At 69.1% G+C, this 13,974-nt stretch carries 11 protein-coding genes; 6 read left to right on the top strand and 5 right to left on the bottom strand.

Annotated elements, in window-relative coordinates; all coding sequences use genetic code 11:
• Window positions 1–19 precede the first annotated feature (19 nt).
• From AB5J56_RS27470 to AB5J56_RS27450, 5 genes are all read right to left on the bottom strand, one after another.
• On the bottom strand, window positions 20–1,351 hold the full coding sequence (locus AB5J56_RS27470; RefSeq protein WP_369236017.1) for an acyltransferase: 1,332 nt from the start codon (window positions 1,349–1,351) through the stop codon (window positions 20–22).
• Entirely contained in the window at window positions 1,348–3,588 is a 2,241-nt protein-coding gene (locus AB5J56_RS27465; protein WP_369236015.1) for a glycosyltransferase, read from the bottom strand. Before AB5J56_RS27465 ends, AB5J56_RS27470 begins: the two co-directional genes overlap by 4 nt.
• Window positions 3,588–4,556, bottom strand: a complete 969-nt coding sequence (locus AB5J56_RS27460) for a hypothetical protein (RefSeq protein WP_369236013.1) — start codon at window positions 4,554–4,556, stop codon at window positions 3,588–3,590. Before AB5J56_RS27460 ends, AB5J56_RS27465 begins: the two co-directional genes overlap by 1 nt.
• A gap of 313 nt (window positions 4,557–4,869) precedes the next feature.
• Window positions 4,870–5,844 (bottom strand): LysR family transcriptional regulator, encoded by a 975-nt coding sequence (locus AB5J56_RS27455; RefSeq protein WP_369236011.1) that lies wholly within the window; start codon window positions 5,842–5,844, stop codon window positions 4,870–4,872.
• 58 nt (window positions 5,845–5,902) lie between these two features.
• Window positions 5,903–6,109 (bottom strand): hypothetical protein, encoded by a 207-nt coding sequence (locus tag AB5J56_RS27450; protein ID WP_369236009.1) that lies wholly within the window; start codon window positions 6,107–6,109, stop codon window positions 5,903–5,905.
• Window positions 6,110–6,122: 13 nt separating this feature from the next.
• Between AB5J56_RS27450 and AB5J56_RS27445 the strand changes: the two genes are divergently transcribed.
• The 6 genes from AB5J56_RS27445 to AB5J56_RS27420 all read left to right on the top strand — a co-directional run bounded on the left by AB5J56_RS27445 (window position 6,123) and on the right by AB5J56_RS27420 (window position 13,971).
• Window positions 6,123–7,466: an MFS transporter gene (locus tag AB5J56_RS27445; RefSeq protein WP_369236007.1), complete on the top strand. Its 1,344-nt coding sequence runs from the start codon at window positions 6,123–6,125 to the stop codon at window positions 7,464–7,466.
• 128 nt (window positions 7,467–7,594) lie between these two features.
• Entirely contained in the window at window positions 7,595–8,890 is a 1,296-nt protein-coding gene (locus AB5J56_RS27440; RefSeq protein WP_369236005.1) for an extracellular solute-binding protein, read from the top strand.
• Window positions 8,887–9,855 carry a carbohydrate ABC transporter permease gene (locus AB5J56_RS27435; protein WP_369236003.1) on the top strand — a complete coding sequence of 323 codons (969 nt, stop codon included), beginning with the start codon at window positions 8,887–8,889 and terminating at the stop codon, window positions 9,853–9,855. The genes AB5J56_RS27440 and AB5J56_RS27435 overlap by 4 nt, the downstream gene beginning before the upstream one ends.
• Window positions 9,852–10,676 (top strand): carbohydrate ABC transporter permease, encoded by an 825-nt coding sequence (locus tag AB5J56_RS27430; protein WP_369236001.1) that lies wholly within the window; start codon window positions 9,852–9,854, stop codon window positions 10,674–10,676. The genes AB5J56_RS27435 and AB5J56_RS27430 overlap by 4 nt, the downstream gene beginning before the upstream one ends.
• A gap of 11 nt (window positions 10,677–10,687) precedes the next feature.
• On the top strand, window positions 10,688–12,961 hold the full coding sequence (gene yicI / locus AB5J56_RS27425; protein WP_369235999.1) for an alpha-xylosidase: 2,274 nt from the start codon (window positions 10,688–10,690) through the stop codon (window positions 12,959–12,961).
• On the top strand, window positions 12,961–13,971 hold the full coding sequence (locus AB5J56_RS27420; protein WP_369235997.1) for a LacI family DNA-binding transcriptional regulator: 1,011 nt from the start codon (window positions 12,961–12,963) through the stop codon (window positions 13,969–13,971). The genes yicI and AB5J56_RS27420 overlap by 1 nt, the downstream gene beginning before the upstream one ends.
• Window positions 13,972–13,974 lie beyond the last annotated feature (3 nt).

The following is a 13,974-nucleotide window of genomic DNA, read 5'->3' as shown; positions in this document are numbered from 1 at the left end:
AACAGGTCACTTGCCCACGTCATGACCTTCGCCGGGAGCGCCCACGTTTCACACCGTTCGGCCACAACCTCGGACTGCGCCGTGCCGCGATGTCCTCGATCCAGCCGAACGCGATGGTCGTCAGGGCGATCAGCGGCCAGACCAGCACGAACATCCAGAGCATGTACGTCGTGTCGAGGGCCGCCACCGCGCGGTCACTCTGCATGAAGGGGAGGTTGTACACCTGGTCGATGATCGGGACCGTGGCCATGATCAGCATGTTGTGCCACAGGTAGATCGTGACCGCGCGGTTGTTGGACAGCGTCACCAGCTTGTCCCAGCGCGCCAGCTTCCCCGGCAGTTCCTGCCACGACGGTGAGTACTGGAGCAGGATGACGACGACCCCGAAGGACCAGGTCGCCTGCGCCAGCGGGATGTCGTTCAGGTCCCAGCCGTCGGGGCCCAGATGACCCGAGGCCCACCACAGGCCGAAGGCCATCAGGAACGCGGAGCAGGAGACCGCCGCATAGCGCGGGATCCGCTTGAGCAACCCCTCGTGGTGGGCGAAGCCCAGGACCCAGCAGCCGCCGTACACCGCGAAGTCGGAGACCGCGTTGCCCGTCTCGCCGGGGATGTTCACGATGCCGGTGCCGACGATCGCCGTCAGGGCGAGGGGTGCCAGCAGTGTCGCCCACGGCACCCTGCGGAACGCCCGCAGCAGCAGCGGCGACGCGATCACGAACCACAGATACGCGCGCAGGTACCAGAGCGGACCCGCCGCCTGGACCGCCCAGGTGTCCTCCAGCAGGCCGGACTCGGAGCCGACGTGCCAGGGGAAGGGCGGGGCGCCGAGCGGGACGACGTAGTTGACGAGGTCGATCAGGCCCCAAGTACCGCCGTGGTCAGGGTCCTTGAGGATGTTCCAGCCGCCCGCGAACATCAGCGTCAGCGCCACCGCACTGAACGCCCAGAGCGGGGGCAGCAGTCGGCGCACCCGGCCCTTGATCACGCCCAGCGCGGGGCGGTTCAGCGAGCGGGCCATCAGCGAGCCCGCCAGCGCGAACATCACGCCCATGGAGGGGAACAGGACCGTCAGCCACGCCCAGCCGAAGAGGTGGTAGACGACCACCCGGACGAGGGCGATCGAGCGGAGCAGGTCCAGGTAGCGGTCACGGCCCGGCTTCCTGGCCGTCGACTGGGGCGCGGGAGTCGTCGGCGGCGCGGACGGCACCGACCTCTGCTGCGGGATCTCGGCCGGGCTCTCGGCCGACTCCCGCAGCCACACCGCCGGAGATACCGGATATTCCTGCCGTTCCTGCTGCTCCTGCTGCTGTTCCTGCTGTTCCTGCTGTTCCTGCTGTTCGTGCGTCATCCCACCGGCCTCCGGTCATCCCCGCTGCGTGCCCGCTGCCGCGGGATCGATCCCGGCGCCTCCACCACGCCCGTGCGCCGCAGCTTCTGCCAGCGCAGTCGGCCTCCGGTGAGTGCGGTGATCCACGACTGGAGCAGGACCACGTACATGAGCTGGCGGTAGAGGATCTGCTGGAGCGGGAGCGATATCAGGTGTGTCATGCGTTCGCGGTCGAGACGGAAGGCGTACGCCGCGCAGATCGCCTGGACGGTGAGAACGCCCAGCCACGCCGCGATCGTCCGCTGCGTCGGGCCGAAGACCACTCCGTAGAGGAGGAACACGTCGATCAGGGGGGCCAGCAGCGGGGCGAGGACCATGAAGAGGGACACCAGCGGCAGGCCCACGCGGCCGAAGCGGCCCGACGGGCCCCGCTCGACCAGGGCCCCGCGGTGCTTCCAGATCGCCTGCATGGTGCCGTACGACCAGCGGTAGCGCTGGGACCACAGCTGCTGGACCGACTCGGGCGCCTCCGTCCAGGCGCGGGCGCGCTCCGCGTACACGACGCGCCAGCCGTCGCGGTGCATCGCCATCGTGATGTCGGTGTCCTCGGCGAGCGTGTCGTCGCTCATGCCGCCGACCCGTTCCAGCGCGGAGCGGCGGAACGCACCGACCGCGCCGGGGATCGTCGGCATGCAGCGCAGCATGTCGTACATACGGCGGTCGAGGTTGAAGCCCATCACGTACTCGATGTGCTGCCAGGCGCCGATCAGTGAATCCCGGTTGCCCACCTTCGCGTTGCCCGCCACCGCGCCGACGGACGGGTCCGCGAAGGGCTGGACCAGCTCGCGGACGGTGGCCGGTTCGAAGACGGTGTCGCCGTCCATCATCACGACGAGGTCGTGCCGGGCGTTCGCCAGGCCGCGGTTGAGGGCGGCGGGCTTGCCCGCGTTGTGCTGCCGTACGACCCGTACGTTCGGCAGGTTCAGTCGCTCGACGATCAGCGCCGTACCGTCGCTCGAACCGTCGTCGATGACGACGACCTCGACCGGGTGCTCGCTCGCCATCAGCGAACGGACCGTGTTTTCGATGCACTTGGCCTCGTTGTACGCCGGCACGAGCACCGACACCGGTTCGGTGACCGACGCCGGGCCCCAGCGGAAGTCGCGGCGCCGGACGCGGCGGGCATGCACCGCCGAGAGTACGAGCATCAGGCCGAAGCGGGTGAAGACGAGGACGCCGATCACGGCGAGCGCCACGACCAGGCCCTCGGTGATCCCGTCCGAGGCGCCGACCAGGAAGATCCAGGCCTTGCCCTTCCACAGCCCGACCCCGGCGACCGGAGTGTGCGCGCTGGGAGCACCGAGCGCCTCGGTGAGGTTCTCGAACACGTAGCCCTGTGCCTGGAGTTGGGGCAGGAACCTGTCCAGTGCCAGGACCGTCTGGTGGCGGTCGCCTCCGGAGTCGTGCATCAGGACGATGGCGCCCTTGCCGCCGTACGGGGTGGCGTTGCGGATGATCTCGTCGACGCCGGGCTTTCGCCAGTCCTCGCTGTCGGTGTTGTTGACGACGGTGATGTAGCCGCGTGTGCCGATGTACTGCGTCACCGGCCAGGACTTGTTGTCCATGGCGTCGGCGAAGGAGGAGTACGGAGGGCGGAAGAGGGAGGTGCGGATGCCCGCCGCGCCCGCCAGCGCCAGCTGGCTCTGGGAGAGTTCCCAGTCGATGCGCTCCTTCGACTGGTAGGAGAGGTCGGGGTGGTTGAAGGTGTGCAGGCCGACCTCGTGGCCCTCCGCCACCATGCGGCGGATCAGCTCCGGGTAGCGCGAGGCGTTGGTGCCGGTGACGAAGAAGACGGCGTGCGCGTGGTGCGCCTTGAGGACGTCGAGGACCTTGGGGGTCCACTTCGGGTCCGGGCCGTCGTCGAAGGTGAGGACGAGACGGTGGTCCTTGACATCGATGCTGGTCGTACGGCCGCTGCGGGTGTCGATGACCGGGCCGCCGTCCAGGATCCTCTCCGGCACCTTGTCGGTGGCGGCCTCGGGCTGGATGCGGTGGTCGGCGAGGATCTCGCTGTGCACGTAGCCGCGCAGCATCAGCATCGCCATCAGGGCGACGAGGACGAGCGAGGGGAGCAGGTGGCGCATCGGCAGCCGGCGGCGCCGGGGAGAGTCCGTGCGAAGTGCTCGGGATGGTCGTGGTGCTCTGGATGATCGTGATGCTCGTGGTGCGGGGCCGTGCCGGCTGGTGCGGGATGCCATCAGAGGATGTTCTCCGGGGACGAGGAGCTGGTGACGCTCGGCTCAGTGGGGCTCCGGTCGACGGGGCCCTGCTGTACGGGGCCTTCGGCGACCGTCCCCGCACCGGCACCCGAGCCGCCGGTGACCGGGCTCTCGCTGGGATCGGGCGAGGGGGAGACGGAGTCCGAGGGCGTGGGATCCGGCGGGTCGACCACGGGGTTGGACGGCTCGGGGTCCGGGGCCTTCGTGGTGCTGGTGCCCGGGTCGGGCTTGGCGGTGGTGGACGTCGAGGGCTTCGGGTCGGTCGACGCAGCCGGGTCCGTGGGGCTCGCGGAGGCGCCGGGTGAGGCGTTGGCGCCCGGCGACGGCCGCGTACCGCCGCTGGCCGTCGGGCTCGCGCCCGGCGCGACGCCGCCGGAACCGGAGCCGGACGGCTTCGCCGGGTCGGCGTCGGTGGGCAGCGGCGAGGTGTCGACCTGGCCGGCCGGCTGGTCGTCGCCCTGACCGGGCACCGGCAGCCAGGGCGCGTTGGAGTTGCCCGACAGGAGCGTGACGACGATGACGACGGCGTACACCGCGCAGGCGAGGCCGACCAGGATGCCGAGGCGGCGGAACCGGCGGCTGCGGCGGCCCGACTCGTCGACGAAGACCGGACCGTCCGAACCGTCCCCGGCATCCGGTGAACCCGGAGCGCCGTCGCTCTGCTGAACCAGGGGGTCGTCCAACTGGCGTCCCGCACCATCGAGTTGGACTGTCACCTCGTTCGGGTCGTGACTGTGACCGGGCTCGTCGGGCTGCTCCCAGGTGGGCGCGTGCGGGCCGGGTGCGTTCGCCGTGGGCGCATCAGCCCCGGACGGCGTCAAGGGCGGCCTCGGCGATCGCGGTGTCCGCCCCGTGTCGGAGAGCCGCGCCGTCTCCGACATCTCCTCGGCCTTGGACCAGGAAGAAGTCCGCGCGGCCTCCGGCCAGTTCACCGGCTCCGGAGCCACATTCCGTTGATCCGCATTCCGTTGATCCGCATTCCAGTGATCCGCACTCTGCTGATCAGCATTCCGCTGATCAATACTTCGGCGATCGATATCCCGGTGATCACTATTCCGGTGATTCGGGTTGGCGTCTTTCCGCCAGTTCTCCACGCGCACGCACATCCCCCACGGGAAATTTCTCGGGTGCGCACGTACGACTCCGGGCATCACTTACGCGTCGGCCGGACCGGGCCCCCACCCGATCCAAGCGCCCCCTTTACCACACTGCGCCCGGCTGAAAAACGTAGCGCACCTGAGTGGCCTATGTGGTTATACGTCAGTTCTGCCTCATCATGATGAGTGCATCTGTGGCCGGAATCCATCCACCTTCGGGTCGCCGCAACCAGCCTTCTTCGGACGCGAGTTCGGAAGCGGCTTGTCGAAGAGCATCGAATGCCGGATGCACCAGCCCCTTTCGCCACACCAGTGACACAGGAGACAGCGGGACGGGGTCCACAAGGGGCCTCAGGACGCTTCCCGGCATGGCCGGAAAGTCCACTGCGGCGAGGACGGGGTTCCGCTTCTTGGCCATGATCCGCTGGAATTCCTCGGGCCCGACGGCCACCGGCGCGGGCGGCGCCATTTCGATTCCACGTCCCTCGAACAAATGTCGGGCCAAGTCGGTCCATTCCAGTGTCCGTGGATTTCCCGCCCCCGCATAAACGGTCTCGCCCGCGAGCGCGTCCAGCGGCACCGCGTCCAGCTCCGCGAGCCGGTGGTCCTCGGGCAGGACAACGGCCATCGGCTCGTACCGCACGGGCTGGTGCCCGAGCCGGGCCCTGACCGCCGGGGCGAGTCCGGCGAACCGTCCGAACGACGCGTCCAGGCGTCCGGCGAGCAACTCCCCCACCGCGCCCGTCAGCCCGCTCTCGAAGCGGGCCATCAACTCGACGTCGGGCGCGAGTTCGCGGGCACGGGCGAGGATCCGCTCCGAGACCAGCCCCGGGCTGTTGACGTCGACGAGCAGCGGCCGGGCCGCCTCCGGCGCGCCGAAAGCGGTGCGCAGCGCGTCGTGCGCTTCCAGCACGCGGCGCGCGTACGGCACCAGCCGCTCGCCGTCGGCCGTCGGCGTCACCTGCCGGGTCGTCCGCACGAACAGCTCCGTGCCGAGTTCGCGCTCCAGCCGCCGGATGTCACGGCTGAGGGCCTGCTGGGCGACGTAGAGCCGGGCGGCTGCGCGGGTGAAGTGCAGCTCCTCGGCGACGGCGAGGAAGGCGCGCAGGAGGCGCGGGTCGAGGGGGGCGGCAGACATCCCGCGAACTTACAACGCAGGTGTGTCAATCGCTACGGAGTAAGTGTTGGACCGCAGGTCAGACGGCGGGCGACGGTAGATCCATGCCGCAACTCCCCTCCTCCGAAGCCCCGTTCGCCGCCCCTTCGAGAACTTCCCCGAAAGCTTCCTTGAGACCTTCTTCGAGAGCTTCTTCGACTGTTCCTTCACCGGCCCCTTCACCCACCCCTTCACCCGCCCCTTCGTCGGCTCCTTCGACGACGCTGTCGACGCGCTTCACCGTCACCGGCGACACCCTGGTGGCCGTCGACTTCCGCCCCCACCGACCTCCGAAGAACCCCGAGCACCCCAAGCACCCCCGGACAAAGCCCCGCACCCCCTACCACCGTCTCTTCACCGTCCCCGGCGCCCGCGCCTTCACGCTCGGGAACCTGATCGCCCGCCTTCCCATGGGCATGTTCAGCGTGAGCGCGGTCATCATGATCGCGGGGGCACGCGGTTCGTACGCCCTCGCCGGCGCCGTCACCGCGACCGGTCTCGCGGTGACGGCGGTGGTCGCCCCCTGGATCGCGCGGCTCGTCGACCGGCACGGGCAGGCCCGAGTCGCCGTACCGGCAACGGCGGTTGCGGTGCTCGGGTCACTCGCGCTCCTGCTCTGCGTGCACTACGGCGCTCCGGACTGGACCCTGTTCGCGGCGTACGCGGCCACCGCCACCACGCCGAACACCGGGGGCATGTCACGGGCCCGCTGGACCCACCTCTTCCAGGGGGACCCGGCCGCCGTGCACACCGCGAACTCCTTCGAACAGGCCGCGGACGAGCTGTGTTTCATGCTCGGCCCGGTGCTCGCGGCCTTTCTGTGCGGGGCGTTCTTCCCGGAGGCGGGCACGCTGGTCGGGGTCGTCCTGATGATGTCCGGCATCCTGATCTTCGCCGCCCAGCGTTCGACGGAACCCCCGCCCCGACGCCGTACGGCGGAGAAGTCGCCGTTGCGCGCCCCCGGCATCCCCTCCCTGCTGGCCGCGTTCCTCGCCCTCGGCGCGGTCTTCGGTTCGATGGAGGTCGTCACGATCGCGTTCACGGACGCCCAGGGGCACGGGCCGGCCGCGGGCCTGGTCCTCGGCCTCCAGGCGGCCGGTTCGTGCGTGGCGGGCCTGGTGTACGGGGCCGTGAAGCCGGCCGGTCCCGCCGAGCGCCGCTATCCGCCGTGCGTCGCCGCGATGGCGGCTGTGATGACGTTGCCGCTGCTCGCGGCGTCGCTCACCGGCTCTCTCGTGGCCCTCGCGGGCGCTCTGCTCATCGCGGGCATGGCGACCGCCCCGACCATGGTCACCGGCATGACCGTCGTCCAACAGCGCACGCCCGAGGGCCGGTTGAACGAGGGCATGACGCTCGCCGTGACCGGCCTCCTCGGCGGCATCGCCTGCGGTTCGGCGGCCGGCGGCTGGGCGGTCGAGCACCTCTCACCTGCGGCGGGATACGGCGTACCGGTCGCGGCGGCGACCACGGCGCTCCTGATCGCCGCCGCCCACCGCCTCATCACCGCCATACGCCCTCACCGATCCGTCGAACAGCCCCTCTCGCCCCCTCCTCTGCCGTCCGACCCGTCGAACCCCTGCCCCAATTCGTGCGCCCCCCATTGACGGACTCACAGCCCCCACATACGTTCCCCCGTCGAAGCGCTTCGACGTCACGCATCGAAGCGATTCGACGAACCCTGCGTGACGACCAGTTCTGCCCAGAACCCATCCGACTCCCCTGGAGGCACGGGATGTTGACAGCACGAAGGCGTGTGGTGGCCGCGGCTGCGGTGATGATGAGCGGAGCCCTGCTGCTGACCTCCTGCGGAGACTCGGACAGCGGCTCCGGCGACGGCAAGACGCTGAAGTTGTGGCATTACGAGGGCCCGGACAGCGCGATGGGCGTGGCCTGGAACGAGGCGATCAAGGAGTTCGAGGCGAAGCATCCGGGCGTGAAGGTGAAGTTCGAGGAGAAGGGCTTCGACCAGATCCAGAAGACGGCGCCCATGATCCTCAACTCCTCGGACGCGCCCGACCTCATGGAGTACAACAAGGGCAACGCGACAGCGGGCGCGCTTTCCAAACAGGGCCTGCTCACCGATCTGAGCGCCGAGGTCACCAAGCGCGGCTGGGACAAGAAGCTCAGCGCCGGTGTGCGTACGACCAGCGTGTACGACACGAACGGGGTCATGGGCTCCGGCAAGTGGTACGGCGTGCCCAACTACGCCGAGTACACGATGGCTTTCTACAACAAGGACCTCTTCAAGAAGTACGGGATAGCCGAGCCGAAGACGTTCGACGAACTGACCTCCGCCATGGACGCGTTCGTCAAGAAGGGCGTCACCCCGCTCGCCAACGCCGGCGCCGAGTACATGGCCCAGCAGTACCTCTACCAGCTCGCCCTGTCGAAGGCCGACCGCTCCTGGGTCGACAAGTACGAGCTGTACAAGGGCAAGACCGACTTCCACGACGCGGCCTGGACCTACGCGGCGCAGACCTTCGCCGACTGGGTGAAGAAGGGCTACATCAGCAAGAAGTCCACCAGCACCAAGGCCGAGGACGCGGGCGTCTCCTGGATCCAGGGCAAGGCCCCGATCCTGTTCTCCGGCAGCTGGTGGTACGGCCGCTTCCAGACGGAGGCCAAGTTCGACTGGGACTCCTCCCTGTGGCCCGGCTCGAACCTCACCCTCGGCTCCGGCGGCAACCTCTGGGTGGTCCCCAAGAACGCCAAGAACAAGGATCTCGCCTACGACTTCATCGACATCACCATGTCGAAGAAGATCCAGAACCTGCTCGGCAACAAGGGCGGCGTGCCGGTCGCAGCCGACACGAGCGCCATCACGGACCCGAAGTCCAAGCAGCTCATCTCCAACTTCAACACGCTCAGCCAGAAGGACGGGCTCGCCTTCTACCCGGACTGGCCGGTCACCGGCTTCTACGACGTCCTCGTCTCCGAGACGCAGAAGCTGATGACGGGCAACGAGAAACCGGACGACTACCTCAGCGCACTGCAGCAGGCGTACGACAAGGGCGCGCCGAAGCAATGACGGTCACCGTTGAACGGGGTGCGCGGGCCGTCGCCAAGCACCAGCACGCCGGCCCGCGCCGCCCCCGTACCCGCGACTCGTACGCCCTCTTCCTGCTCCCCGGGTTCCTCGCCTTCCTCGCGGTCATCATCGTGCCGTTCCTGATGAACACGGGCGTCAGCTTCACGGAGTGGCAGGGCATCGGCAGCCCCAAGTGGACCGGGCTCGCCAACTACCGTGAGCTGCTGGACGATTCGGAGTTCTGGGCGTCCTTCCGGCACAGCATGTTCATGGTCGTCGCCATGGCCGCCGTACCGACGATGATCGGTCTCGTGCTGGCGGCCGCCCTGTTCGACTACATCGCCAAGCACTTCGGATCGAAGTGGGCCGCGGTGCTGCGCGCCTGCTTCTACCTCCCGCAGGTGCTGCCGATCGCGGTCGCCGGCATCGTCTGGAGCTGGATCCTCGCCCCCGACAACGGCTCCCTGAACGAGCTGTTGAAGGCGATCGGGCTGAGCAGCTGGCAGCAGGACTGGCTCGGCGACCCCGACCTCGCGCTGTACAGCGTGATGGGCGTGATGGTCTGGGTGCAGATCGGCTTCCCGCTGGTCGTCTTCATGGCGGGCCTCCAACGCGTCGACCCGCTGCTGTACGAGGCGGCCGAGCTGGACGGCGCCGGATGGTGGCGCCGCTTCTGGCACATCACGCTGCCGCAGATCCGGCCGGAGATCTACGTCGTCCTGACCTGGTGCACGATCGCCGCGCTCAAGGTGTTCGGCGCGGTGTACGTCCTGACCAAGGGCGGCCCCGGCGGCGCGACGGACGTCCCGTCCTACTTCTCCTTCTCCACGTTCTTCGAGAAGACCCAGGTCGGCTACGGCGCCGCGATCTCCACCGTCCTCACCGTGATCATCCTGCTGCTCTCGCTGATCGGCCTGAAGCTCCAGACCCGTGCCGAGGATGCCGAGGAAGGGGTCCGCGCATGACGACCGCCCTACGTCGCTACCCGGTGCTGGTGGCGCTGTGCATCGCCGCCCTGTTCATGATCGTCCCGTTCCTGATCGTCGCCGTCAACGCGGTCAAGTCGCCGTCGGAGTACTCCGCGAACGGCCCGCTGAGCCTGCCCAAGGGCTTCTACCTGGACGGGCTGAAGAGCTTCTGGGAGCGCGTCGACTACGGCCAGAAGCTGTTCAACTCCGTGCTGATCAGCGGTTCGGTGGCGGTCCTCGCGGCGATTCTGTCGGTGCTCAACGCGTACGCGATCGGCATCGGGCGGATCAAGGGACGCACCTGGGTCCTGGCCTTCTTCGTGCTGGCGAACATGCTGCCGCAGGAGGCACTGGTCTACCCGATCTACTACCTGAGCAAGCAAGTCGGCCTGTACGACACGAGGTTGAGCGTGATCATCGTGTTCACGGTGGTCCAGGCGGCCTTCGGCACGTTCCTCCTTTCCTCCGTCCTCGGCCAGTTCCCCCGCGAGATCATCGAGGCCGCCCGTATCGACGGCGCGAACAAGTGGCAGGTGCTCTGGCGGATCGTGGTCCCCGTCAGCCGCCCCACCATCGGCGTCCTCCTCGTCTTCTTCTTCATCTGGACCTGGAACGAATTCCTGCTCCCCCTGGTCATGTTGATCTCCAACGACAACCAGACGGTGTCGGTGGCGCTCGGCGTCCTCCAGGGCCAGCGCCTGATGGACGCCACGATGACGAACGCGGCCGCCCTGCTCGGCGTGCTGCCCGCCGTCGTGTTCTTCATCGTCTTCCAGCGGACCCTCACCCGCGGCATCGCCGCAGGTGCCGTCAAGTAAGGACCCCCCACGTGAAGTTCACCGACGGCTACTGGCTGCTGCGCGAGGGCGTCACCGCCGCCCACCCGGTCGAGGTCCTCGACGTGACCGCCGGGCCGGGCACCCTGGAGATCCATGCGCCGACCCAGCCGATCCGCCACCGCGGCGACCTGCTGAAGGGACCGGTCGTGACGATCAGCGCACACGCCCCCATGCCCGACGTCATCGGCGTCACGTTCACCCACTTCCAGGGCGAGGAACCGCGTGGACCCCAATTCGACGTCCAGCGTGCGGAGTTCGCAGCCCAGACGTCGTACGACGACGAGCACGCGACCCTCACCGCGGGCGCCCTGTCCATCAAGGTGGCGCGCACCAGCCCCTGGCACGTCGACTTCCTCGCGCACGGCCGGACCCTCACCAGCAGCGGCCCCAAGGGCATGGGCATCATGCGGGACACCACCGGCGCCCACTATCTGCGTGAGCAGCTCGACCTGAGGGTCGGCACGTCCGTCTACGGCCTCGGTGAACGCTTCGGCCCCCTGGTCAAGAACGGCCAGGTGGTGGACATGTGGAACGCCGACGGCGGCACGGCCACCGAACAGGCCTACAAGAACGTGCCGTTCTATCTGACGGACGCGGGCTACGGCGTCTTCGTGGACCACCCGGGGCGGGTCTCCTTCGAGGTGGGCTCGGAATCGGTCTCGCGTGTGCAATTCAGCGCCGAGACACAGCAGTTGACGTACTACGTCATCTACGGCCCGACGCCGAAGGACATCCTGCGCAAGTACACGGCCCTCACCGGCCGTCCGGCGCTGCCGCCCGCCTGGTCGTTCGGGCTGTGGCTGTCCACCTCCTTCACCACCTCCTACGACGAGGCGACCGTCACCTCCTTCATCGACGGCATGAAGGAGCGCGAACTCCCGCTTTCCGTCTTCCACTTCGACTGCTTCTGGATGCGCGAGTTCAACTGGTGCGACTTCCAGTGGGATCCACGGGTCTTCCCCGATCCGGAGGGCATGCTCGCCCGGCTGAAGGAGAGGGGGCTCCGGATCTCCGTCTGGATCAACCCCTACATCGCGCAGCGCTCGCCGCTCTTCGCCGAGGGCAAGTCGCTCGGCCACCTCCTCAGGAAGCCCGACGGCGGTGTCTGGCAGTGGGACCTGTGGCAACCGGGCATGGCACTGGTCGACTTCACCAGTCCGGCCGCCCGCGACTGGTACGCGTCGAAGCTGGAGGCGCTGCTCGCCCAGGGCGTCGACTGCTTCAAGACCGACTTCGGCGAGCGGGTCCCGGTGGACGTGGCGTACGCCGACGGGGCCGACCCCGAGCGGATGCACAACTACTACTCCTACCTCTACAACCGCACCGTCTTCGACGTGCTGCGCAAACACCGCGGCGAGCAGGAGGCCGTCGTCTTCGCGCGCTCCGCGACGGCGGGGAGCCAGAAGTTCCCGGTGCACTGGGGCGGCGACTGCGAGGCGACGTACGAGTCGATGGCCGAGTCGCTGCGCGGCGGACTGAGCCTCGGCCTGTCGGGGTTCGGGTTCTGGAGCCATGACATCGGCGGCTTCGAGGGGACACCGACACCCGCGCTGTTCAAGCGGTGGATCGCGTTCGGACTGCTGTCCTCGCACAGCCGGCTGCACGGATCGTCGTCGTACCGCGTGCCGTGGCTGTTCGACGAGGAAGCCGTCGACGTGCTGCGCCTGTTCACCCGGCTGAAGCTGCGGCTCATGCCCTATCTGTACGAGGCCGCGCGCGCCGCCCACACCGAGGGCGTCCCCATGATGCGGGCGATGGCCCTGGAGTTCCCGGACGACCCCGGGTGCGCGCACCTGGAGCGGCAGTACATGCTCGGCCCCGACCTCCTCGTCGCGCCCGTCTTCAGCGACGAGGGCGACGTCTCGTACTACGTGCCCGAGGGGACCTGGACCCACTTCCTCAGCGGGCAGGCGGTGACCGGGCCGCGCTGGGTGCGCGAGCGGCACGGCTTCGCGAGCGTGCCGCTCCTCGTCCGGCCGGGCGCGGTCATCCCGGTCGGCGCCGTCGAGGACCGGCCCGACTATCCGTACGCCGACGGGGTCACCCTGCGCGCGTACGGCCTGGAGCGCGGCGCGCAGGTCACGGTGCCCGTGGGCGAGGTCACCTTCACCGTGGTCCGCGAGGGGGACACACTGCGGGCGTCCTCCTCCGACCCCTCGGCGCCGTGGGCGCTGGCGGCCGGGGACCGGGTCGCGCGGGCGAAGGCCGGGACCGGCTTCCTCTCCCTGGAGCTGGGGTCCCTGGAGCCGGGGGAGCCGGCCTGATGGTGAAGATCACTGATGTGGCGCGGCACGCCGGGGTCTCTCCCAGCACCGTGTCGTACGCGCTCAGCGGCAAGCGCCCGATCTCCGAGGAGACCCGGCAGCGCGTCGAGGAGTCCATCCGCGAGCTGGGCTACCGGCCGCACGCCGGTGCGCGGGCCCTCGCCAGCAGCAGGTCCAACGTGCTGGCGCTGGTGATCCCCTTACGGGCGGGCATCCATGTGCCGGTGGTGATGCAGTTCGCCGTGTCCGTGGTGACCGCCGCCCGCAGACACGACCACGACGTGCTGCTGCTCACCCAGGAGGAGGGCGAGGAGGGGCTGCGGAGGGTCGCGGACACCGCACTGGTGGACGCGCTGATCGTGATGGACGTCCAGCTCCACGACCCGCGCATCCCGTTGCTGCGCACCCTCGAACGGCCCTCCGTGATGATCGGGTTCCCCGCCGAGCCCGAGGGGCTGACCTGCATCGACCTCGACTTCAAGGCGGCGGGCGAGGCGTGTGTCGAGCAGCTGGCCCGGCTCGGGCACCGGGTGGTCGCGCTGGTCGGGTCGCCGCCGGAGGTGTACGTGCGGGAGACCGCGTTCGCCCAGCGTGTGGTCCAGGGGTTCACGGCCGCCGCCGACCGCAGCGGGCTCTCCTCCTCGGTCCACCCCTGCGAGTCGGGACCGGCCGCCGCCCGGCTGGTCGCCGGGCAACTGCTGCGCGAACATCCCGCGTTGACGGGGGTGGTGGTGCACAACGAACCGCTCCTGGAACCGCTGATCGACGCCTTCGAGCAGCTCGGGCTGCGGGTGCCCGGCGACCTGTCCGTCACCGCCATCTGTCCGGACGAGATCGCCGAGAGCATCCGCGTCCCGGTCACCTCCGTCGCCATACCGTCCGCCGAGGTCGGCACGCGGGCGGTGGAGCTGCTGATGCAGAAGCTGGGCGGCGCTGCCGTACCCGAGGCCACGCTGCTGCCGCCCCGGCTGACGGAACGTGCGAGCACAGCGCCACGGAACACGCCGTAGATC

The sequence above is a fragment of the Streptomyces sp. R21 genome (genome assembly GCF_041051975.1).
Lineage (GTDB): Bacteria > Actinomycetota > Actinomycetes > Streptomycetales > Streptomycetaceae > Streptomyces.
Note: the sequence above shows the minus strand (reverse complement) of the source record. Positions and strands in the feature narration are given on the sequence as shown.